This window comes from Enterobacter sp. WPR_3_1, from assembly GCF_003635055.1.
GTDB lineage: Bacteria > Pseudomonadota > Gammaproteobacteria > Enterobacterales > Enterobacteriaceae > Enterobacter > Enterobacter ludwigii.
Genome location: NZ_RBXU01000009.1, coordinates 128,913 through 147,789, shown reverse-complemented (window position 1 = coordinate 147,789; position 18,877 = coordinate 128,913). Strand labels below are relative to the sequence as shown.

Annotated in this window: 20 protein-coding genes; 9 read left to right on the top strand and 11 right to left on the bottom strand. The window is 57.7% G+C overall.

The window, feature by feature from the left end; genetic code table 11:
• Positions 1-29 precede the first annotated feature (29 nt).
• Both BJ887_RS09055 and BJ887_RS09050 read right to left on the bottom strand, forming a co-directional pair.
• A complete protein-coding gene (locus BJ887_RS09055; protein WP_040018911.1) occupies positions 30-407 on the bottom strand; it encodes a DUF4440 domain-containing protein in 378 nt (125 codons plus the stop codon).
• Positions 404-1,612, bottom strand: a complete 1,209-nt coding sequence (locus BJ887_RS09050) for an MFS transporter (RefSeq protein ID WP_040018912.1) — start codon at positions 1,610-1,612, stop codon at positions 404-406. Before BJ887_RS09050 ends, BJ887_RS09055 begins: the two co-directional genes overlap by 4 nt.
• 107 nt (positions 1,613-1,719) lie before the next feature.
• On the opposite strand from BJ887_RS09050, the gene BJ887_RS09045 reads away from it, so the two are divergent.
• Positions 1,720-2,607, top strand: coding sequence for a LysR family transcriptional regulator (locus BJ887_RS09045; RefSeq protein WP_040018913.1), 888 nt, complete (start codon positions 1,720-1,722; stop codon positions 2,605-2,607).
• On the opposite strand, the gene BJ887_RS09040 is transcribed toward BJ887_RS09045, so the two are convergent.
• Positions 2,604-3,011: a MarR family winged helix-turn-helix transcriptional regulator gene (locus BJ887_RS09040; RefSeq protein WP_025203368.1), complete on the bottom strand. Its 408-nt coding sequence runs from the start codon at positions 3,009-3,011 to the stop codon at positions 2,604-2,606. The genes BJ887_RS09045 and BJ887_RS09040 overlap by 4 nt on opposite strands.
• Before the next feature lie 171 nt (positions 3,012-3,182).
• On the opposite strand from BJ887_RS09040, the gene BJ887_RS09035 reads away from it, so the two are divergent.
• From BJ887_RS09035 to BJ887_RS09025, 3 genes are read left to right on the top strand one after another with little or no spacing between them, the layout of a single operon-like run.
• On the top strand, positions 3,183-3,785 hold the full coding sequence (locus BJ887_RS09035; RefSeq protein WP_014171383.1) for a non-oxidative hydroxyarylic acid decarboxylases subunit B: 603 nt from the start codon (positions 3,183-3,185) through the stop codon (positions 3,783-3,785).
• Positions 3,775-5,202: a non-oxidative hydroxyarylic acid decarboxylases subunit C gene (locus BJ887_RS09030; protein WP_025203369.1), complete on the top strand. Its 1,428-nt coding sequence runs from the start codon at positions 3,775-3,777 to the stop codon at positions 5,200-5,202. Before BJ887_RS09035 ends, BJ887_RS09030 begins: the two co-directional genes overlap by 11 nt.
• A 10-nt stretch (positions 5,203-5,212) precedes the next feature.
• Positions 5,213-5,449, top strand: coding sequence for a non-oxidative hydroxyarylic acid decarboxylases subunit D (locus BJ887_RS09025; RefSeq protein WP_014171381.1), 237 nt, complete (start codon positions 5,213-5,215; stop codon positions 5,447-5,449).
• Positions 5,450-5,546: 97 nt separating this feature from the next.
• Here the strand turns inward: BJ887_RS09025 and mutS are convergent, their stop codons facing one another.
• Together mutS and BJ887_RS09015 are read right to left on the bottom strand one after the other, a co-directional pair.
• Entirely contained in the window at positions 5,547-8,108 is a 2,562-nt protein-coding gene (gene mutS / locus BJ887_RS09020; protein WP_121339778.1) for a DNA mismatch repair protein MutS, read from the bottom strand.
• A 113-nt stretch (positions 8,109-8,221) separates the two neighbouring features.
• Positions 8,222-8,452 (bottom strand): SymE family type I addiction module toxin, encoded by a 231-nt coding sequence (locus tag BJ887_RS09015; protein WP_020883826.1) that lies wholly within the window; start codon positions 8,450-8,452, stop codon positions 8,222-8,224.
• A 174-nt stretch (positions 8,453-8,626) separates the two neighbouring features.
• On the opposite strand from BJ887_RS09015, the gene BJ887_RS09010 reads away from it, so the two are divergent.
• On the top strand, positions 8,627-8,971 hold the full coding sequence (locus BJ887_RS09010; protein WP_025203370.1) for a nitrous oxide-stimulated promoter family protein: 345 nt from the start codon (positions 8,627-8,629) through the stop codon (positions 8,969-8,971).
• Positions 8,972-9,037: 66 nt separating this feature from the next.
• Here BJ887_RS09010 and flhA read toward each other — a convergent pair whose 3' ends face one another.
• From flhA to hypA, 6 genes are all read right to left on the bottom strand, one after another.
• Positions 9,038-11,110: a formate hydrogenlyase transcriptional activator FlhA gene (gene flhA / locus BJ887_RS09005; RefSeq protein WP_020883827.1), complete on the bottom strand. Its 2,073-nt coding sequence runs from the start codon at positions 11,108-11,110 to the stop codon at positions 9,038-9,040.
• 63 nt (positions 11,111-11,173) lie between these two features.
• Positions 11,174-12,184, bottom strand: coding sequence for a hydrogenase expression/formation protein HypE (hypE, locus tag BJ887_RS09000; RefSeq protein WP_025203371.1), 1,011 nt, complete (start codon positions 12,182-12,184; stop codon positions 11,174-11,176).
• Positions 12,181-13,302, bottom strand: a complete 1,122-nt coding sequence (gene hypD, locus BJ887_RS08995; protein WP_121339777.1) for a hydrogenase formation protein HypD — start codon at positions 13,300-13,302, stop codon at positions 12,181-12,183. Before hypD ends, hypE begins: the two co-directional genes overlap by 4 nt.
• A 3-nt stretch (positions 13,303-13,305) precedes the next feature.
• Positions 13,306-13,578, bottom strand: coding sequence for a HypC/HybG/HupF family hydrogenase formation chaperone (locus tag BJ887_RS08990; protein ID WP_014171373.1), 273 nt, complete (start codon positions 13,576-13,578; stop codon positions 13,306-13,308).
• Entirely contained in the window at positions 13,569-14,432 is an 864-nt protein-coding gene (gene hypB, locus BJ887_RS08985) for a hydrogenase nickel incorporation protein HypB (RefSeq protein ID WP_032680402.1), read from the bottom strand. Before hypB ends, BJ887_RS08990 begins: the two co-directional genes overlap by 10 nt.
• A gap of 3 nt (positions 14,433-14,435) precedes the next feature.
• Positions 14,436-14,786 (bottom strand): hydrogenase maturation nickel metallochaperone HypA, encoded by a 351-nt coding sequence (gene hypA, locus BJ887_RS08980; RefSeq protein ID WP_014171370.1) that lies wholly within the window; start codon positions 14,784-14,786, stop codon positions 14,436-14,438.
• Positions 14,787-14,996: 210 nt separating this feature from the next.
• On the opposite strand from hypA, the gene hycA reads away from it, so the two are divergent.
• From hycA to BJ887_RS08960, 4 genes are all read left to right on the top strand, one after another.
• A complete protein-coding gene (hycA, locus tag BJ887_RS08975) occupies positions 14,997-15,461 on the top strand; it encodes a formate hydrogenlyase regulator HycA (RefSeq protein WP_032680403.1) in 465 nt (154 codons plus the stop codon).
• 70 nt (positions 15,462-15,531) lie between these two features.
• Positions 15,532-16,140, top strand: a complete 609-nt coding sequence (locus tag BJ887_RS08970) for a 4Fe-4S dicluster domain-containing protein (protein ID WP_014171368.1) — start codon at positions 15,532-15,534, stop codon at positions 16,138-16,140.
• The gene (gene hycC / locus BJ887_RS08965; protein WP_032680404.1) at positions 16,137-17,951 is read left to right on the top strand and encodes a formate hydrogenlyase subunit 3; all 1,815 of its coding nucleotides are present in this window, start codon (positions 16,137-16,139) and stop codon (positions 17,949-17,951) included. Before BJ887_RS08970 ends, hycC begins: the two co-directional genes overlap by 4 nt.
• Before the next feature lies 1 nt (position 17,952).
• Positions 17,953-18,876, top strand: coding sequence for a respiratory chain complex I subunit 1 family protein (locus tag BJ887_RS08960; RefSeq protein ID WP_121339776.1), 924 nt, complete (start codon positions 17,953-17,955; stop codon positions 18,874-18,876).
• Position 18,877 lies beyond the last annotated feature (1 nt).

The window sequence follows — 18,877 nt, the reverse complement described above, 5'->3', positions numbered from 1 at the left end:
CGTCGTGAGACGGGCCTTTTTCTTTTGCGTTACGGTTGTGCCGTTTCGTGCAGCAAACGCCACGTTATCTTGCCATCCTTCTGATTGAGCACGGCGGTTGACCAGCGCACATTGACGGGCTGATCCGGGCGAGTTTGCGTTTCCCGGTAGTGAAGCACTGCGCCGTTGGCCCACGTCTGTAGCGTCGTTATCTCATCAAGAACAATCTCCAGACCAGGACGGCTGCCGCGCTGAATGTCCAGGAAACCGACAAGCGCGTTATAGTCGAAATGGACGCCACCTGGGGTGAGCATCATAAAATCCGGCTGAAAGTGGGCAAGCAGGGCGTCAACATCCCCTTCGCCCTTACCCAACCAGTTCTCCAGCATAACGTGAACGTCGATAATGTCCTGTTCGAAATGGGTCATGGTTTCTCCTGTTGCACCTCTGAAAGCACCTGCGTGTTGTTAAGACGAAAGACGTACACGACGGGCAGTAATGTGATGGCCGCAGCAACACTAAACATCCAGTGCCATGCGGCGAGCGGCGTGAAAAACGCCAGTGTCAGGTTCAGCACCTGCGAGAGCAGGAATGCCCCGGCAAAAAAACTGATCTGACGATTAAGATTCCATAGCGCGCTGGCGTCAGGCATATCGTCGCGCGCCGTCGTTAAAAATGCGCTGCTTTGCGCCGTACTGCTGCAAAGACTGCCGCCCGCGCCCATTAACGTAAACGCGACGCCAGGTAACAACACTGTGGTAGTCGGGCTGACGTTAAGCAGCAGTAAAACGCCCAGCGCCTGTAACAGGCAACCCACGACAATGAGAGGCCGGGGACCCACGCGGTTAAAATAACGTCCGGTCGCGGTGATCGCCATAAACGAGGCCAGAGACCATGGCAGCATCAGCATCCCCGTTGCGGCCGGTGTCATGTGCGCCTCGCTCTGAAGATAATACATCCCCGTGACGTTCACCCCAATAAACATGCCGGGTACGCACAAATAGACAAGCATGGAAAAACGCAGCAGCGGGTCGGCCAGCAGGGGCAGGTTTAACAGCCTGCTCGCTTTCACGGGGGGCCTCTCATTCTTAAGCCACACGCAGGCCAGGAAAAACGTCACGGCGGCGACAGGCGTTGTGGCAAAAAATATCCATCGCCAGCTGAGTGCCTGAACCAGCACTCCCCCCACGGCGGGTGAGCATGCAGGCGCAAGCAATGCAACCAGCATGACCGCTGAGGAGAGCCTGGCACGCTCATGGGGTTTAAACTGTTGCCAGGCCAGCGCCTGTCCGACCGGGATCAGTAAACCCCCTCCCATGCCCTGCAGCACTCGCCAGGCAATCAGGCTCTCAAGTGAGGACGACAAACCTGCCGCAACGGAGGCGGCGCTAAAGAGAAAAAGCGAAAGCAGAATGACATGCTTCGGCCCGAGCCTGCGCGTCAGCAGGGTGCTGAAGGGGATGACGAGTGTCAGACCGGCAATATAGCCGTTACTGACCCAGGCAAGCGATGAGGGCGTGGCGTTGAACGCCTGAGCCATTGCCGGGAAAGCGACGCTGGCGATAAACATATTAATTAAATCAAGAAAAAAGCCCAGCAGATAGACAACGGCGACTTTGCTGCGATACGACATGGCGGCACCTCCAGTGAGGGGCGTATCGTATCGGGCAGAGAGGTACGGATAAACGTTATAAAGCGCGATATACTGTCAAAAAATTTTTGACAGTAATGGGGCTGACCATGATTAATTTGCAGCGTACCGCGATGTTTGTCGCCATCGCAGATACCGGCAGTTTCACCGCCGCAGCAGAGGCAATGGGGCTGACAAAAGCGGTGGTCAGCTTCAATATCCGCCAGCTGGAAGATGAACTGGGTGTCACCCTGTTGCTGCGTTCCACCCGTCGACTGACGTTAACCGAGGCGGGGAGGCTTTTCCATCAACGGAGCGTCGCGCTTTTAAAGGACGCGGAACGCCTGAAGGACGACGTCCGTGCAAACCATGCAGGTCTCACGGGGGAGTTGCGGATCACCACCACACCGGAGTACGGCTCGCAGGTTGTGGTTCCGTTACTGGCTGAGTTTAGCCAGCAACACCCGGACCTTCGCGTGCGTCACGTTTCGTCTTCACTGCATGCCGATTTGATTTCAGAGCGCTTTGATGTCGCCATCCGGCTGGGAACCCTTGCCGATTCACGCTACCACGCGGCATTGATAACGCAGTTCTCTATTTTCCCCGTAGCGACGCCCGGCTGGCTGCGTAACCATCCTGTAGAATCGCTTGAACAGTTGGCGAAAGCTGACTGGATTATTCATGAGCGCTTAGCCTCGCCGCTGCGCTGGCAGGTGAACGATGCCTGCGGTGAGCCCGCCACGCTGGAAATTAAAAAAGCACCGCGTTTGTTTGCGGACAGTGCTCAGGCGCTGATGGCCTTTGCGCTCGCGGGATGTGGCGTGGCGCTGTTGCCGGAGTGGCTGGTGCGCCATGCGCTTGATGACGGCAAGCTGGTGTCGGTTTTACCGGAATATACCTTTGCGCGGCAGGGCATCTATGCGGTTTATCCCGATGCCCCGCATGTGCCTGCGAAAGTGCGCACCTTGATCGACTTTATGCGCACCCGGGTTAACTAGTCGCGCATCATTTTTTTGACGAGTGCGGAGAATTGCGCCCGCTCGTCGTTGCTCAGCCGCCCTAAAAACGCCTCGTCCACGTCATTGCCGATCGGTTTACAGCTGGCAAGCAGCGCTTCACCTTCCGGCGTCAGGAAGACGAAACGACGACGCTTGTCCGCCGGATCGTGCTCGCGTTTTACCAGTCCACGCGCCTCCATGCGGCTCAGCATCTCCGCGAGCGTCGCCTTTGTGCTGACCGCCACTTCTGTCAGCGCAACTTGCTCAATCCCCGGATTTTCGGCAATAGACCGCAATACCGCGTACTGCGGTTTGGTCAGTTCCGGCAATGCATGTTGCCAACGGGCAGTATGCTGTTGAAAAAGCTGGCGTAACAGGTGAAACGCCTCTTGTCTCAGTTCCATGAACACTCCGACGAAAAATTCTCTCCCTATGATAGCCGCTCTTGCCCAGGATTTTAACGCGGCAATTTTTAGCAATTAATGTGATCGTGTACGAACAATATTGTCAGAAACAGGATCCGGGAGTAACGTACCTAACATGTTCGTATGCGAACGAATTAATTGAGGTGCTGAATGAGATTGATAGTTGGAATGACGGGCGCAACGGGCGCGCCGCTGGGCGTAGCGTTGCTGCAGGCATTACGTGACATGCCGGAGGTGGAGACCCATCTGGTCATGTCGAAATGGGCAAAAACCACCATTGAGCTGGAGACGCCCTACACCGCACAGGATGTGGCTGCGCTGGCCGATGTTGTCCACAGCCCGGCCGATCAGGCTGCCACTATCTCATCCGGCTCGTTTCGCACCGACGGCATGATCGTCATTCCCTGCAGTATGAAAACCCTGGCAGGCATTCGCGCAGGCTATGCCGAAGGACTGGTGGGCCGTGCGGCAGATGTGGTGCTGAAAGAGGGGCGCAAACTGGTGCTGGTTCCTCGTGAAACCCCGCTCAGCACCATTCATCTTGAGAATATGCTCGCACTGTCCCGTATGGGCGTGGCAATGGTGCCGCCGATGCCCGCGTATTACAACCACCCGCAGACCGCCGACGATATCACCCATCACATTGTGACCCGCGTGCTCGACCAGTTTGGTCTGGAGCACAAAAAAGCGCGCCGCTGGAACGGGTTGCGGGAAGCAAAACATTTTTCACAGGAGAATAAAGATGGCATTTGATGATTTGAGAAGCTTCCTGCAGGCGCTCGATGAGCAAGGGCAACTGCTGAAAATTGAAGAAGAGGTGAATGCAGAACCGGACCTGGCCGCGGCAGCCAACGCCACAGGCCGTATTGGTGACGGCGCACCGGCGCTGTGGTTCGATAATATTCGCGGGTTTACCGATGCCCGGGTGGTAATGAACACCATTGGTTCCTGGCAGAATCACGCCATTTCTATGGGACTGCCCGCGAACACCCCCGTCAAAAAACAGATTGATGAGTTTATTCGCCGCTGGGATAAATTCCCCGTCACGCCAGAGCGCCGTGCAGATCCCGCCTGGGCTCAAAATACGGTGGAGGGTGAAGACATTAACCTTTTCGACATCCTGCCGCTGTTCCGTCTGAACGACGGTGACGGCGGTTTTTACCTCGACAAAGCGTGCGTCGTTTCGCGCGATCCGCTTGATGCGGATAACTTCGGCAAGCAGAACGTCGGTATCTATCGCATGGAAGTGAAGGGAAAACGCAAGCTGGGTCTGCAACCGGTTCCGATGCACGATATCGCCCTGCATTTGCATAAAGCGGAAGAGCGCGGTGAAGATCTGCCGGTCGCGATTACGCTTGGCAATGATCCGATTATTACACTTATGGGCGCGACGCCGCTGAAATACGATCAATCTGAGTATGAGATGGCCGGTGCGCTGCGCGAAAGCCCCTATCCCATTGCGACGGCACCGCTGACCGGCTTTGATGTACCGTGGGGATCTGAAGTCATTCTGGAAGGGGTGATTGAAGGCCGCAAGCGCGAAATCGAAGGACCCTTTGGTGAGTTTACCGGGCACTACTCTGGTGGCCGTAACATGACGGTGGTGCGTATTGATAAAGTGTCTTACCGCACAAAACCCATTTTTGAATCCCTCTACCTCGGCATGCCGTGGACCGAAATTGACTACCTGATGGGCCCGGCTACCTGTGTACCGCTCTACCAGCAGCTGAAAGCAGAATTTCCGGAAGTGCAGGCGGTCAATGCCATGTATACCCACGGTTTGCTGGCGATTATCTCCACCAAAAAACGCTACGGTGGCTTTGCCCGCGCAGTCGGCTTACGTGCTATGACCACGCCGCACGGCCTGGGCTACGTGAAGATGGTGATTATGGTGGATGAAGACGTTGACCCGTTCAACCTGCCGCAGGTGATGTGGGCGCTGTCCTCGAAGGTGAACCCGGCGGGCGATCTGGTGCAGTTGTCGAATATGTCGGTGCTTGAACTGGACCCGGGCTCCAGCCCGGCAGGCATTACCGACAAACTGATTATTGATGCCACCACGCCTGTTGCACCCGACAACCGGGGCCACTTCAGCCAGCCGGTACAGGATTTACCTGAAACCAAGGCCTGGGCCGAAAAACTGACTGCGATGCTGGCTGCACGCCAATAAGGAGGAAAAGATGATATGTCCACGTTGTGCTGATGAGCATATTGAGGTGATGGCAACATCACCGGTGAAAGGGGTCTGGACTGTCTATCAGTGCCAGCATTGTCTGTATACCTGGCGTGACACGGAGCCGCTACGCCGGACCCACCGCGATCATTATCCGCAAGCGTTTCGCATGACGCAGAAGGATATCGATGACGCACCACAGGTGCCGACGATCCCGCCGTTACTGGCCGACGATAAGCGCTAAAAAAAGCCGGGTGGCGGTTTCGCCTTACCCGGCCTGTTTGTTTCAGATACCGCTACTTCCCGGCAGCCCCGGTAAGCATTGCGCCACCGGGTGCAGATTACACCAGGCTTTTCAGGCGATAAATCCACTCCAGCGCCTGACGCGGCGTGAGCGAGTCCGGATCGAGATTTTCCAGCGCCTCAACGGCCGGTGACGTCTCTTCTGCCGGGGCTAGCAACGACATTTGCGTGCCATCAATCTGCGTGGCCGCGGCATTCGGTGACAGGCTCTCCAGCTCACGCAATTTCTGGCGCGCACGTTTGATCACCTCTTTTGGAACCCCCGCCAGCGCGGCCACGGCCAGGCCATAACTCTTGCTCGCGGCACCATCCTGTACGGTGTGCATAAAGGCGATGGTATCGCCGTGTTCCAGCGCATCGAGGTGGACGTTTGCCACGCCTTCCATCTTTTCTGGCAACTGTGTCAGCTCGAAATAGTGGGTTGCGAACAGCGTCATTGCCTTGATCTTATTGGCAAGGTTTTCAGCGCAGGCCCATGCCAGTGACAGACCATCATAGGTTGATGTTCCGCGCCCGACTTCATCCATCAATACCAGGCTGTATTCGGTCGCGTTATGCAGAATATTGGCGGTTTCGGTCATCTCCACCATAAAGGTTGAGCGGCCGCTGGCCAGATCGTCCGCTGCCCCGACACGGGTAAAGATACGGTCGATAGGGCCAATCTCCACTTTTTGCGCAGGAACGTAGCTGCCGATATAGGCGAGCAGAGCGATAAGCGCCGTCTGGCGCATATAGGTACTTTTACCGCCCATGTTTGGACCGGTAATGATCAGCATTCTTCTCTGTGGCGACAGGCTTAGCGGGTTGGCGATGAACGGCTCGTTCAGCACCCGTTCCACAACCGGATGACGGCCTTCGGTAATACGAATACCGGGTTTATCGGTAAAGGTCGGGCAGGTGTAGTTCAGCGTTTCAGCGCGTTCTGCCAGGTTGACCAGCACGTCCAACTCTGCCAGCGCGCTGGCGCTTGACTGCAGGTCTGCAAGGTGCGGCATCAGCATGTCGAACAGCTCTTCATACAGCTGTTTCTCCAGCGCCAGCGCCTTGCCTTTCGAGGTGAGAACTTTGTCCTCATACTCTTTCAGTTCAGGGATAATGTAACGCTCAGCGTTTTTCAGCGTCTGGCGGCGCACGTAGTGGATGGGGGCCAGATGGCTTTGTCCACGGCTGATCTGAATGTAGTAACCGTGAACCGCGTTATAGCCCACTTTGAGGGTATCGAGCCCAAGGCGTTCGCGCTCGCGAATTTCCAGCTTATCCAGGTAGTCCGTGGCACCGTCGGCCAGCGCACGCCATTCATCCAGCTCTTCGTTGTAGCCCGGGGCAATTACGCCGCCGTCACGCACCAGAACCGGAGGGGCGTCAATAATGGCGCGTTCGAGCAGCTCGCGCAGCTCGCTAAATTCACCCATGGTTTCACGCAGTTTCTGCACCGGCGCGCTATCCACATCGGCGAGCAGGCTGCGCAATTCTGGCAACTGCTGGAAGGCATGACGCATGCGGGCGAGGTCGCGCGGACGTGCCGTACGCAGCGCCAGACGCGCAAGAATACGCTCCAGATCGCCGACCTGACGCAGCACGGGCTGCAGTTCACTGTAGCGATCCTGCAACGCGGCAATCGTCTGCTGACGACAGGTAAGCGTGCCGGTATCGCGAATGGGCATATGCAGCCAGCGTTTTAACATACGGCTGCCCATCGGTGTCACCGTGCTGTCGAGGACGGAAGCGAGGGTGTTTTCCACGCCTCCGGCCAGATTCTGGGTGATCTCCAGATTTCGCCGCGTCGCGGCATCCATAATGATGCTGTCCTGCTGACGCTCCATCGTGATCGAGCGGATATGCGGCAGGGTGGTGCGCTGAGTATCTTTGACGTACTGCAGAAGGCAACCCGCGGCACACAGTCCGCGCGGGGCGTTTTCCACACCAAAGCCAATCAGATCGCGGGTGCCAAACTGCAGATTCAACTGCTGGCGCGCGGTATCAATTTCGAACTCCCACAGCGGACGACGGCGCAGACCGCGGCGGCCTTCAATCAGCGCCATCTCGGCAAAATCTTCGGCATAGAGCAGTTCTGCCGGGTTCGTGCGCTGCAATTCAGCCGCCATCGTTTCACGATCTGCCGGTTCACTCAGACGAAAACGTCCGGAGCTGATATCCAGCGTCGCATAACCGAAACCTTTGCCGTCCTGCCACAGTGCCGCCAGCAGGTTATCCTGGCGCTCCTGCAGCAGGGCTTCGTCGCTGATCGTACCAGGCGTGACGATACGCACGACTTTGCGCTCAACCGGCCCTTTTGAGGTTGCCGGATCGCCGATCTGTTCGCAGATGGCGACTGACTCACCCTGATTCACCAGTTTCGCAAGGTAGTTTTCTACCGCGTGATGCGGAATACCGGCCATGGGAATGGGCTCGCCTGCAGATGCGCCACGCCGGGTCAGAGAGATGTCGAGCAGCTGCGACGCACGTCTGGCATCGTCATAAAATAGCTCGTAAAAATCGCCCATACGGTAGAACAGCAAGATTTCCGGATGCTGTGCTTTCAGCTTCAGGTACTGCTGCATCATCGGCGTATGTGCGTCGAAATTGTCGATTGTGCTCATGGAGTTATGATGTCCATTTCTTTGAAAATAATACGCTTTGGGCGGCTCAGTGGCCGTTAGTTCCTTCTATTGTCGCATGAAAAAAAGGTACGGCGCAGAAAAATGTCGCGGCTTTACGAGGTGCCTTCCTGCACTAACTCAATGACAATTTTTCCATGCTCAACCCCCACTCTGACCTGCGAATGGGTGGTAAACCCCGCTTTTTCAAGCCAGTCGCCCTTTAAGCTCAGCGCCGCATGCACGCTGTAGCGTTTGGGTATCTTGGTGTTACGGTCTTCATGACGCTTTCTGAAATACCCCACTTTCAAATGACGATAGGATTTGGTGATAGCGATCTCGTGCATACGGCCTCCGGACAACGTGGACAAGGGTCATTCCTGATGCTGTATAAAATACCAGTGATTTACTGCAGGCGTGGGCTTAATACTGGAATCAGCCTTCAGAAAACAGAATGCAACGCCTGAAATCAGTAGCTGAAAGGTGTATTATAAATGCACTTTATTGTCTGGTGAGCCGTTATGTCCGGAAAACGCATTGCACGTGAGAAAGCGACGATCGCGAAAATGATCGCGCTGTATGAAACACAGTGTCCCCAGGCTTCGCAGGAAGAGGGGCATTATCAGGCGCTGAAAGCGTATGCCAATAAGCGCCTGGATAAATGCGTTTTTGGTGAGGAAAAACCCGCCTGTAAACAGTGCCCCGTTCACTGCTATCAGCCTGCCAGGCGCGAAGAGATGAAGCAGGTGATGCGCTGGGCTGGCCCACGTATGTTATGGCGTCATCCCATCCTGACGGTACGCCACCTGATGGATGACCGTCGCCCGGTACCGGAATTACCGGAAAAGTATCGCCCGAAAAAGTAACCGTTCAGGCGCTTCGCTGACAACCGTATCCCAACGCCTGCATGCGGGATCTCAGCCAGAATGACGCTACACCAGGCTCTCTTTATCAATCCCGAGACGTTTCATGCGCGAGAGCAGCGTGGTGCGTTTTAGCCCCAGTCGCTGGGCGGCACCTTTCGGTCCGGCCACGACACCGTTAGTCTCTTTCAGCACGCGCATGATCAGCTGATATTCGTCTTCACCTTCCTGCGCCACGTCGGTGGCTGTAACCGGGGTTTCGGGCAGGGAAACTTCGGGCAGGGAGAGTTGCAGTACGTTACCGCGCGTCAGCAATACCGCGCGCTCAATGACGTTTTCCAGTTCACGGACGTTACCCGGCCACTCCATCGAGGAGAGGGTACGTAGCGTCTCGGCGGGGATACTGTCGATGTTGCGGCCCATCCGGCGGGCTATTTTGGCGGTAAACGCTTTGACCAGCAGAGGGATATCTTCCGGCCGTTCACGCAGGGGCGGCAGGCAGATTGGGAAGACGTTCAGGCGATAATAGAGGTCGCTTCGAAACTCGCGGTCGGCGACCATTTTTTTCAGATCGCGGTTGGTGGCGGCAATGAGCCGGACGTCTGTCTGGATAAGTTTGTTACTGCCAAGACGTTCAAACTCCTGCTCCTGCAGGACGCGAAGCAGTTTGGGCTGCAGCTCCAGAGGCATGTCGCCCACTTCATCAAGGAACAACGAGCTTTTGTCCGCCAGCTCGAAACGGCCCAGACGCTGGCTGCTGGCACCGGTAAACGCGCCGCGTTCGTGGCCAAAGAGATCGCTTTCCAGCAGGCCTGCGGGCATAGCGGCGCAGTTCATCTTCACCATGCGGCGGCTGTTACGGTTGCTGAGGTTGTGGATCGCACGGGCAATCAGCTCTTTACCGGTGCCGGTTTCACCGAGGATCAGCACCGTACTGTCACTTTGCGCCACCATCTCCACCTGTTTCAGCACGCTGTACATGGCATCGCTGCGGCCGATGATTTCGCCAAACTCGCTGTCCACGTTGTTGAGCTGTTCCGTCAGCGCCAGGTTTTCATCCACCAGCCGTTCTTTCAGACGGTGGATCTCCTGATAAGCCAGCGCGTTATCCAGTGCGATGGAGATACGCTCGGCAATCTGGCGCAACAGTTTCAGGTTGGCGGTGGTAAAGACGCCCTCTTCACACTGCGCCAGCTTCAGGACACCAAGCATAGTATTGCCGGACATCAGCGGCAGCAGGCACAGCGTCTGGATTTTATTCCCCCAGGTGTTAAACAGCATCCGCTCATAAGGCGCGAGCGCATCCTGTTCGTTGAGGTTGAGCAGCAGGATCTCTTTGCTTTTAAATACCCGCTCAGAGAGCGTGCCCGCCTCATCCACTTCACTCTGTTCGTGGGCGGGGTTTGCCTCATCAAGATAGTGGGTGGAGTAGATGTTCAGCTTGCCTTTCCGGTGGCCCCGGAGCGCAATACTGATGGCGTCGATTTTGAAATAGTGGTGGATCTCTTTTGAGACTTCGCTGACCAGCTCATCCATATCGAGGCGCGAAAGCACCGCGTTGGTGATGGCCACCAGGATCCGGAAATTGTCACGTTCGCGGCTCAGCAGGTCGTAATCCACATTATTGGTGACGCGGCTTTGAATTTGCTCCGCGACCACGGCCACAATCTGGGTGAAGGTGTGCAGACGCTCGTATTCCGCCTCGCTCCACGGCTGGTCGGTGTGACGAATAAACTCGCAGCCGCCGAAGATATGCCCTTCCACCGCCAGTGGCAGCAGGCTGTAATGGCCGAAAGGCGGGTATAACTGACTCTGCGCCAGCATCGGCCACGCCTCGCGGAATTCCTCAAAATTGCAGTGCAGCGCCTCCGGGCGGGAAAGAATACGCCGGACAGGACCATGAGCGAGGTAGGTTTCATCCTCGTACTCAAACGCTTTGCCATTGTCGCGCGTTGAATAGTAGCTCGCGCGATGGCTTGCGCTATGCCAGAGCACAATTGCGGCGCTGTCTGCCAGCGCTGATTGCCTGACCAGCCGCGTCAGGGCATCGCTCAGCGCGCCAAGATCGGGCTGCTGTAAAAGTGTGCGCGTAATGTCAAACAGGCCTTGCTGTCCAAGATCGCTCATCGGTGTATACGGCATATTGCTTTCCAATAGAAACTGGCAAAAAAGAGAAAGTCAGTGCTGACCGCTTTTGGCGCGGTTCTAGCAAATGCGGGGTAAAGGTTCCGCGTGCGGCAGATCCAGCGTCCGCTTGACGCCATACAGCCCGGTCAGGCGCACCCCTTTGCGCTCAACCACTTCACCAATCAGCGCGGCCTCTTTCCCGAAAGGATGTGCCCGCAGCTGTTCAAGTACGGATTCGGCCGCCGCGCGCTCCACGCCAATGACCAGCTTGCCTTCATTTGCAAAGTTTAGCGGGTCGAGCCCGAGGAGTTCGCACAAGCCGCGAACGGCAGGCTTAACGGGTAGCGCGCGTTCAGTGAGTTCAATACCCAGACCACAGCGTGCCGCGAACTCATGTACCACGGCGTTAACCCCGCCGCGTGTCGCATCGCGCAGGGCTTTCACGCCTGGAAGGGAACGCAGGGTCTGGATAAGCGGGGTCAGTACCGCGCAATCACTGCGTAATTCTCCGTCCAGCCCCAGGCCTTCACGCAGGTTCAGGATCGTCGCCCCGTGGCAGCCCAGCGATCCGCTGACGATCAGCACGTCGCCGACGGCAAGCTGCTGCGCGCCCCAGTGAATGTCGGCAGGGATCGCCCCCATGCCGGCGGTATTGATGAACAGTTTGTCGGCTGCGCCACGCTGGACCACTTTGGTGTCGCCGGTGACGATGGCGATACCCGCCTCGCGTGCCGTGTGCGCCATGCTGCTGACGACCGCAGAGAGCGTCTCCATCGGCAGCCCCTCTTCAAGGATAAAGCCGCAGGAGAGAAAGCGCGGAACAGCGCCGCTGACGGCCACGTCATTTGCCGTGCCGCAGACCGCGAGCTTGCCGATATCGCCGCCCGGGAAGAACAGCGGGTCAATCACGTAGCTGTCGGTGGAAAAGGCCAGCCTGTCGCCCTGCGTGGTCAGGGTGGAGAGGTCAATGCGGGCCTGATCCTCCTGCTCCGCCAGCCAGGGGTTATCAAACGCGTCCATAAACAGACGGTTTATCAGCTGCTGCATCGCCAGGCCGCCGCTGCCGTGTGCCATTTCAACCGTATTCATGCTTCAGACTCCTGATTGCGATACTGATACCACGCGGCACACGCCCCTTCGGAAGAGACCATCAGCGCGCCAAAAGCCGTTTGCGGGTTACAGGTGTTGCCAAATAACGGGCAGTGATGGGGTTTGCATTTGCCGGTGAGCACTTCGCCACAGCGGGCCCGCGGGTCGTCACACACCTGTTGCGGCTGCGGGCGGAAGTGGGCTTCGGCGTCGAACGACCGGTAGGCTGGCGTCAGGCGCACGCCGGACTCTGCAATCAGCCCCAGACCACGCCATTCGCTGTCGCCCTCGACGCTAAATACCTCGGCTATCGCCTGCTGGGCCACCACATTTCCACTGTCGGGGACGACACGGCGGTACTGATTTTCTACTGCACTCTGGGCTGCTATTTTCTGCTCAACCAGCATGGTCACGCCTTGCAGTAGATCAAGAGGTTCGAAACCAGCCACCACTAAAGGGCGTTCGAACTGTTCAGCGATAAAGCCGTAGGCCGCCGTCCCGATAACCATGCTGACATGGCCCGGCGCCAGAAAAGCGTCAATTCCGTTGTCCGGCTCTTCAAGCAGGCTGCGTAACGTCGGGATGAGCGTAATGTGCTGGCAAAAAAAGAAAAAGTTATCAATGTTGCGGGCTTTGGCCTGCTGCAGCGTGATGGCCGTGGCGGGCATGGTGGTTTCAAAACCAAGCCCGAAAAAGACGACCTTGCGACCGGAGTTATGGGTGGCCAGCGTCAGGGCATCCATCGGCGAGTACACGATCCTGATATCCGCGCCCCGGGCTTTTGCCTGCAGCAGCGAGCCGTTTTTGCCCGGCACGCGCATCGCATCGCCAAAGGTACAGAAAATCACGTCAGGCTGGTGGGCTATCTCAAGGCAGGCGTCGATGCGTCCCATCGGCAGGACGCACACCGGGCAGCCGGGGCCATGGATAAACTCGATGTTTTCCGGCAGAAGCTGGTCGAGGCCAAATTTAAAGATGGCATGCGTATGCCCGCCGCAGACTTCCATAATACGCAGCGGCTTTTCGGCGGTATAGCTCAGCCGTGCCGCCCGTGTTTTCAGATGTTCAATCAGCTGCATCACCTGCTCAGGCGCGCGATATTCATCAACGTAGCGCATGGTTTACCGCTCCTCGCCGTACAGCAATGCTCCGACGTCTGGCTCCACGTCGAACATATTTTGAAGGGCATCGAGCGTGTCGCGGGCCTCCGCTTCGTTGATGATGCTCATGGCAAACCCCACGTGCACCAGCACCCACTGACCGAGGCGTGAGGCGCCGGTTTCGTCGGTGCTGCCGACAAGCGTCAGGTCGACGTCGCGCAATATGCCACACACCTCAACGCGGGCCTGATTCCCGTCAATGGCGTGAATTTGTCCGGGGACGCCTATGCACATCGTTCGCTCTCCAGCCAGTTCAGCCAGGCGTCCATCCCGTCGCCGCGGGTGGCGGACACCAGCATGATGTCAATCTCCGGGTTCACTTCACGGGCATAAGCCATGCATTTATCCACGTCGAAATTCAGGTACGGCAGCAGGTCAACTTTGTTCAGCAACATCAGCGAAGCGGCGGCAAACATATGCGGATATTTAAGCGGCTTGTCTTCACCTTCGGTCACCGAGAGCACCGCGACCTTATGTCGCTCACCGAGATCGAAGCTGGCCGGACAGACCAGGTTGCCTACGTTCTCAATAAACAGGATGCCGTTGTCCGCCAGCGGCAAGCGCGGCGTGGCGTCGGCAATCATTTGTGCATCCAGATGGCAGCCTTTACCCGTATTAACCTGAATGGCGGGCGTGCCGGTTTCGCGAATACGCGCGGCGTCGTTCACCGTCTGCTGATCGCCTTCGATCACCGCGCAGGAGATGCGCCCGTTCAGGCGGTGGAGCGTTTGTGTCAGCAGCGTAGTTTTGCCGGAGCCGGGGCTGGAGACCAGGTTCAGGACCAGCTGTTTACGCGTGGCAAAGCGGGCGCGGTTGCGTGCTGCAATCTGGTTGTTTTTATCCAGAACGTTGATTTCCACCTCCAGCATCTGACGCTGGCTGAGCCCCGGCGCGTGGGTACCGGCGACGCCATGCCCGTAATGCAGGTCGCCCGCAGCGGAGTGTCGGGGGGCGAAGGTGATACCGGTTAATGCCGCTGCAGGACGAGGGGCAGGTGAAAAGGGTGCGGAGCGAAACGCGGCGTGAGGACGGTGTTCATCCCCTTCTATATACAGGTTGCCTTCAGCGCAACCGCAGGTACTACACATATTTTACTCCTTCTCGATTTCGAGACGTTGGATCTGCATGCCGTCATCCGCCACGATGCGAAGCTCGCTGCTCTGGCATTGTGGACAGCGCTGAACCTTCGAAGAAAGCAGAGTGACGTATTGCTGACACTGCGCGCACCAGCACTCCGCCTGCTGTTCTTCAATATGCAGTTCACAGCCTTCCGCCAGCGTGCCGCGGCACACCAGCTCAAAGCAGAAGGTCAGGGCGCTGGTTTCAACGCAGGAAAAGGCCCCGACCTGTAGCCAGACGCCGGTGACGCGTTTCGCATTGTTTGCCCGCGCCTGCTGTTCAATTAACTCGACGGCCCGCTGGCAGAGGGTGATTTCGTGCATGACGCCTCCTCAATGAATTGCCCCGATAATGCAATAACGGTGCCAGCTTGATTTTTGTTAAGGCGTGACGATGTCAATGCTGTCGAAATGACACGTCGACACGGCGCGATTGACACGCTTCTTTTGATTAAAAGAGTTAAAAATCAATGCATTAAAAACTGGCATGGAATCTGCTTAACAGCCGCTATCTCCATTAACCGGATACCTTTTATGACTATTTGGGAAATTAGCGAAAAAGCGGATTACATTGCGCAGCGCCATCAGCAGTTACAGGAGCAGTGGCACCTTTACTGCAACTCTCTGGTTCAGGGCATCACCCTGTCAAAAGCCCGTCTTCACCACGCCATGAGCTGTGCAGCGCAGGGGGATATGCGCTTTGTGCTCTTCGGCCATTTCACGATAAACGTCACCCTGGCCGACACCTTCAACAGCCACACCATCGAGTACTACGTCGAAACAAAAGAAGGTGAAAAACAGTGTATTGCGAAGGCGCAGCTGATGGCCGACGGGATGGTCGATGGTCACGTCAGTAACCGCGATCGCCAGCAGGTGCTGGAGCACTATCTGGAAAAAATCGCGCCGGTTTATAACGGCCTGTACGCCGCTGTTGAACACGATCTCCCGGTCAACCTGAAACAGCTGATGGATGGAAATCCCTCAGCGAACGTGGCCTGACCATTGCGTGTCGAGAAGTGTCGACAAGACAGTTTTTCGTCAAAAATGACTATCACCAGAGGATGACCCGGTGAACCGTTTTGTAATTGCTGACTCGACGGTCTGTATTGGCTGTCGAACCTGTGAGGCGGCCTGTTCGGAAACGCACCGTCAGCACGGGCTACAGTCCATGCCGCGCCTGCGCGTCATGCGTAATGAAAAAGAGTCTGCGCCGCAGCTCTGCCACCACTGTGAAGATGCCCCCTGCGCGGGAGTCTGTCCTGTTAATGCCATCACCCGTGTCGAGGGGGCGGTGCAGCTGAATGAAAGTCTGTGCGTGAGCTGCAAACTGTGCGGCATTGCCTGCCCGTTCGGCGCGATTGAATTTTCCGGCAGCCGTCCGCTGCATATCCCGGCGAATGCCAACTCCCCGAAAGCGCCGCCAGCGCCACCTGCGCCGGCGAAGGTGAGCACGCTGCTTGACTGGGTTCCCGGCGTGCGTGCCGTTGCGGTCAAATGCGACCTGTGCAGCTTTGATGAACAAGGACCAGCCTGTGTGCGCACCTGCCCGACGAAGGCGCTGATTCTGGTCAATATTCGCGACATCGTTCGCACCAGTAAACGTAAGCGTGAGCTGACCATTAACAGTGATTTCGGCGATCTTTCTCTGCTTCAGGCGCTGAACGAGGGGGCGAAATGAACGCGGTGATGATGATTACCAGCGCGGTGGCCTATTTTGCCGCCGCCGCTGTGTTGGCCTTGATCTTCTCTTTCCATAAAACCCTGAGCGGCTGGATAGCCGGTATCGGCGGGGCGGTTGGCAGCGTGATGACGCTGGTGGCCGGTGGCCTCGTGTTAACAGGCGGACAATCCGTCGAAGCGGTGATGCCGCTGATACGGCACACCGTTGAAATTACGCCGCTGAATGCCATCTGGCTGGTGACCTTTGGTCTGTGCGGCGTGTTTATCAGCCTGTTTAATATTGACTGGCACCGCCATCAGCACACCCAGCCCAACGGTCTGCTGGTCAATCTGCTGATGGCCGCGGCGGTCTGTACCGTGACTGCCAGCAACCTCGGCGCGCTGGTGGTGATGGCCGAGATCATGGCGCTGTGCGGCGTATTCCTTACGGGCTGTAGCACCTCCGGCAAACTGTGGTTTGCGCTGGGGCGTCTTGGCACGTTGCTGCTGGCACTGGCCTGCTGGCTGGTGTGGCAGCGCTTCGGCACGCTGGACTTCTCCGCCCTTAACGGTCAGTCGCTGGGGAATGATGTCTGGCTCCTTGGCGTGATCGGCTTTGGCCTGCTGGCCGGGATTATCCCTCTGCACGGCTGGGTGCCACAGGCACATGCACATGCCTCCGCGCCTGCCGCAGCGCTCTTCTCGACGGTTGTCATGAAGGTGGGTCTGTTCGGCATTCTGACGATAACGCTCACTGGTGGGCAGCCACCGCTGTGGTGGGGCGTTGTACTGCTGGTCGCCGGGATGATCACCGCCTTCGTCGGCGGCCTGTACGCCCTGATGGAGCACAATATCCAGCGTCTGCTGGCATACCACACCCTTGAGAACATCGGCATCATCCTGCTGGGTATTGGCGCAGGCGTTACCGGGCTGGCGCTCAATCAACCGGCGCTGATTGCGGCCGGCTTTATCGGCGGCCTGTATCACCTGATCAACCACAGCCTGTTTAAAAGCACCCTGTTCCTCGGGGCCGGTAGCGTCTGGTTCCGCACCGGTCATCGCGATATCGAAAAACTCGGCGGCATCGGCAAAAAAATGCCCGTTATCTCTCTGTGCATGCTGGTGGGGCTGATGGCAATGGCTGCGCTGCCGCCGCTGAACGGCTTTGCCGGCGAGTGGGTTATCTATCAGTCCTTCTTCGCACTCGGTCAGAGCGAGGTGTTTATCGCCCGGTTGCTCGGCCCGCTGCTGGCGGTTGGGCTGGCGATAACCGGTGCGCTGGCGGTGATGTGTATGGCTAAAGTTTACGGCGTGACCTTCCTGGGGGCACCGCGCACGCGTGAGGCCGAAAACGCCTGCTGTGCACCGGCATTGATGGGGGCGAGCGTTGTCGCGCTGGCGCTGTGCTGCATCGCGGGCGGGGTGGCCGCCCCGTGGCTTCTGCCGCTGCTGGGTAACGCCATTCCTCTGCCGCTCACCACGGCGCATACCGCGGTGTCCCAGCCGATGATTGCGCTGCTGCTGATTGCCGCGCCGCTGCTGCCGTTCGTGCTGATGCTGTTCTTCAGACGCGATCGCCTCTCCTCCCGCGCACGCGGTACCGCCTGGGCTTGCGGTTACGCACACGAGCAATCCATGGTGATCACAGCGCACGGCTTTGCCATGCCGGTCAAAGAGAACTTTGCCGCGGTGCTGAAACTGCGGGACTGGCTTAACCCGGTGGGGTGGGTGCCGGGCTGGCAGAGCGCTGCCGTGCCCGTGCTGTTCCGCCGACTGGCGTTGATCGAGCTGGCGGTACTGGTTGTGATTGTGATTTCACGAGGAGCCTGACATGAGTCTGTTACTGGCAATACTTCAGGCGCTGGTGCTATTTGCCATGGCGCCGTTGCTCTCCGGGGTGAGCCGCGTGGCGCGTGCCCGGATGCATAACCGTCGCGGGCCTGGTGTACTCCAGGAGTACCGTGATTTGTTCAAGCTGATGGGACGTCAGAGCGTTTCCCCGGACGCGGCAGGATGGGTCTTTCGCCTGACACCGTTTGTGCTGGCTGGCGTCATGCTCACCATCGCCACGGCGTTACCGGTCGTCACCGTCGGGTCGCCGCTGCCGGTGCTGGGCGATCTCATTACGCTTATCTACCTCTTCGCCATCGCGCGTTTCTTCTTCGCGATTGCCGGCCTCGATACCGGCAGCCCCTTTACCGGGATTGGTGCCAGCCGCGAGGCCATGCTCGGCGTGCTGGTTGAGCCGATCCTGCTGCTCGGCCTGTGGGTCGCTGCGCAGGTCGCGGGGTCAACCCATATCAGCTTTATCACTCATACCGTGTATCACTGGCCCGTGGACCGTTCCCTTCCGTTGCTTTTGGCGCTCTGCGCCTGCGCTTTCGCCACGTTTATCGAGATGGGCAAACTGCCGTTCGACCTCGCGGAAGCGGAGCAGGAGCTGCAGGAAGGTCCGTTGACCGAGTACAGCGGTTACGGCTTTGCGGTGCTGAAATGGGGCATCAGCCTCAAACAGCTGGTGGTGCTGCAGATGTTTGTCTGTGTCTTCTTCCCGTGGGGGCAGATGACGCACTTTTCCGCGGCCGGTCTGGTGCTGGCGGTGGTCGTTGCCGTGCTCAAGCTACTTGTCGGCGTGCTGGTGATTGCCCTGTTTGAGAACAGCATGGCGCGTCTGCGTTTTGTGGCGACGTCGCGCATCACCTGGGCCGGTTTTGGTTTTGCATTTTTAGCGTTCGTCTCCTTGCTGGTGGCGTGAT

Excerpts from the sequence above, each read along its gene's own strand:
- BJ887_RS09025 (WP_014171381.1), top strand. The coding sequence starts at position 5,213 with ATGATATGTCCACGTTGTGCTGATGAGCATATTGAGGTGATGGCAACA.
- BJ887_RS09045 (WP_040018913.1), top strand. The coding sequence starts at position 1,720 with ATGATTAATTTGCAGCGTACCGCGATGTTTGTCGCCATCGCAGATACC.
- BJ887_RS09010 (WP_025203370.1), top strand. The coding sequence starts at position 8,627 with ATGTCCGGAAAACGCATTGCACGTGAGAAAGCGACGATCGCGAAAATG.
- hypA (WP_014171370.1), bottom strand. The coding sequence starts at position 14,786 with ATGCACGAAATCACCCTCTGCCAGCGGGCCGTCGAGTTAATTGAACAG.
- BJ887_RS09050 (WP_040018912.1), bottom strand. The coding sequence starts at position 1,612 with ATGTCGTATCGCAGCAAAGTCGCCGTTGTCTATCTGCTGGGCTTTTTT.
- hypD (WP_121339777.1), bottom strand. The coding sequence starts at position 13,302 with ATGCGCTACGTTGATGAATATCGCGCGCCTGAGCAGGTGATGCAGCTG.
- hycC (WP_032680404.1), top strand. The coding sequence starts at position 16,137 with ATGAACGCGGTGATGATGATTACCAGCGCGGTGGCCTATTTTGCCGCC.
- BJ887_RS09035 (WP_014171383.1), top strand. The coding sequence starts at position 3,183 with ATGAGATTGATAGTTGGAATGACGGGCGCAACGGGCGCGCCGCTGGGC.
- mutS (WP_121339778.1), bottom strand. The coding sequence starts at position 8,108 with ATGAGCACAATCGACAATTTCGACGCACATACGCCGATGATGCAGCAG.
- hycA (WP_032680403.1), top strand. The coding sequence starts at position 14,997 with ATGACTATTTGGGAAATTAGCGAAAAAGCGGATTACATTGCGCAGCGC.
- flhA (WP_020883827.1), bottom strand. The coding sequence starts at position 11,110 with ATGCCGTATACACCGATGAGCGATCTTGGACAGCAAGGCCTGTTTGAC.
- hypE (WP_025203371.1), bottom strand. The coding sequence starts at position 12,184 with ATGAATACGGTTGAAATGGCACACGGCAGCGGCGGCCTGGCGATGCAG.
- BJ887_RS08990 (WP_014171373.1), bottom strand. The coding sequence starts at position 13,578 with ATGTGCATAGGCGTCCCCGGACAAATTCACGCCATTGACGGGAATCAG.
- BJ887_RS09055 (WP_040018911.1), bottom strand. The coding sequence starts at position 407 with ATGACCCATTTCGAACAGGACATTATCGACGTTCACGTTATGCTGGAG.
- BJ887_RS08960 (WP_121339776.1), top strand. The coding sequence starts at position 17,953 with ATGAGTCTGTTACTGGCAATACTTCAGGCGCTGGTGCTATTTGCCATG.
- BJ887_RS09040 (WP_025203368.1), bottom strand. The coding sequence starts at position 3,011 with ATGGAACTGAGACAAGAGGCGTTTCACCTGTTACGCCAGCTTTTTCAA.
- BJ887_RS09030 (WP_025203369.1), top strand. The coding sequence starts at position 3,775 with ATGGCATTTGATGATTTGAGAAGCTTCCTGCAGGCGCTCGATGAGCAA.
- hypB (WP_032680402.1), bottom strand. The coding sequence starts at position 14,432 with ATGTGTAGTACCTGCGGTTGCGCTGAAGGCAACCTGTATATAGAAGGG.
- BJ887_RS09015 (WP_020883826.1), bottom strand. The coding sequence starts at position 8,452 with ATGCACGAGATCGCTATCACCAAATCCTATCGTCATTTGAAAGTGGGG.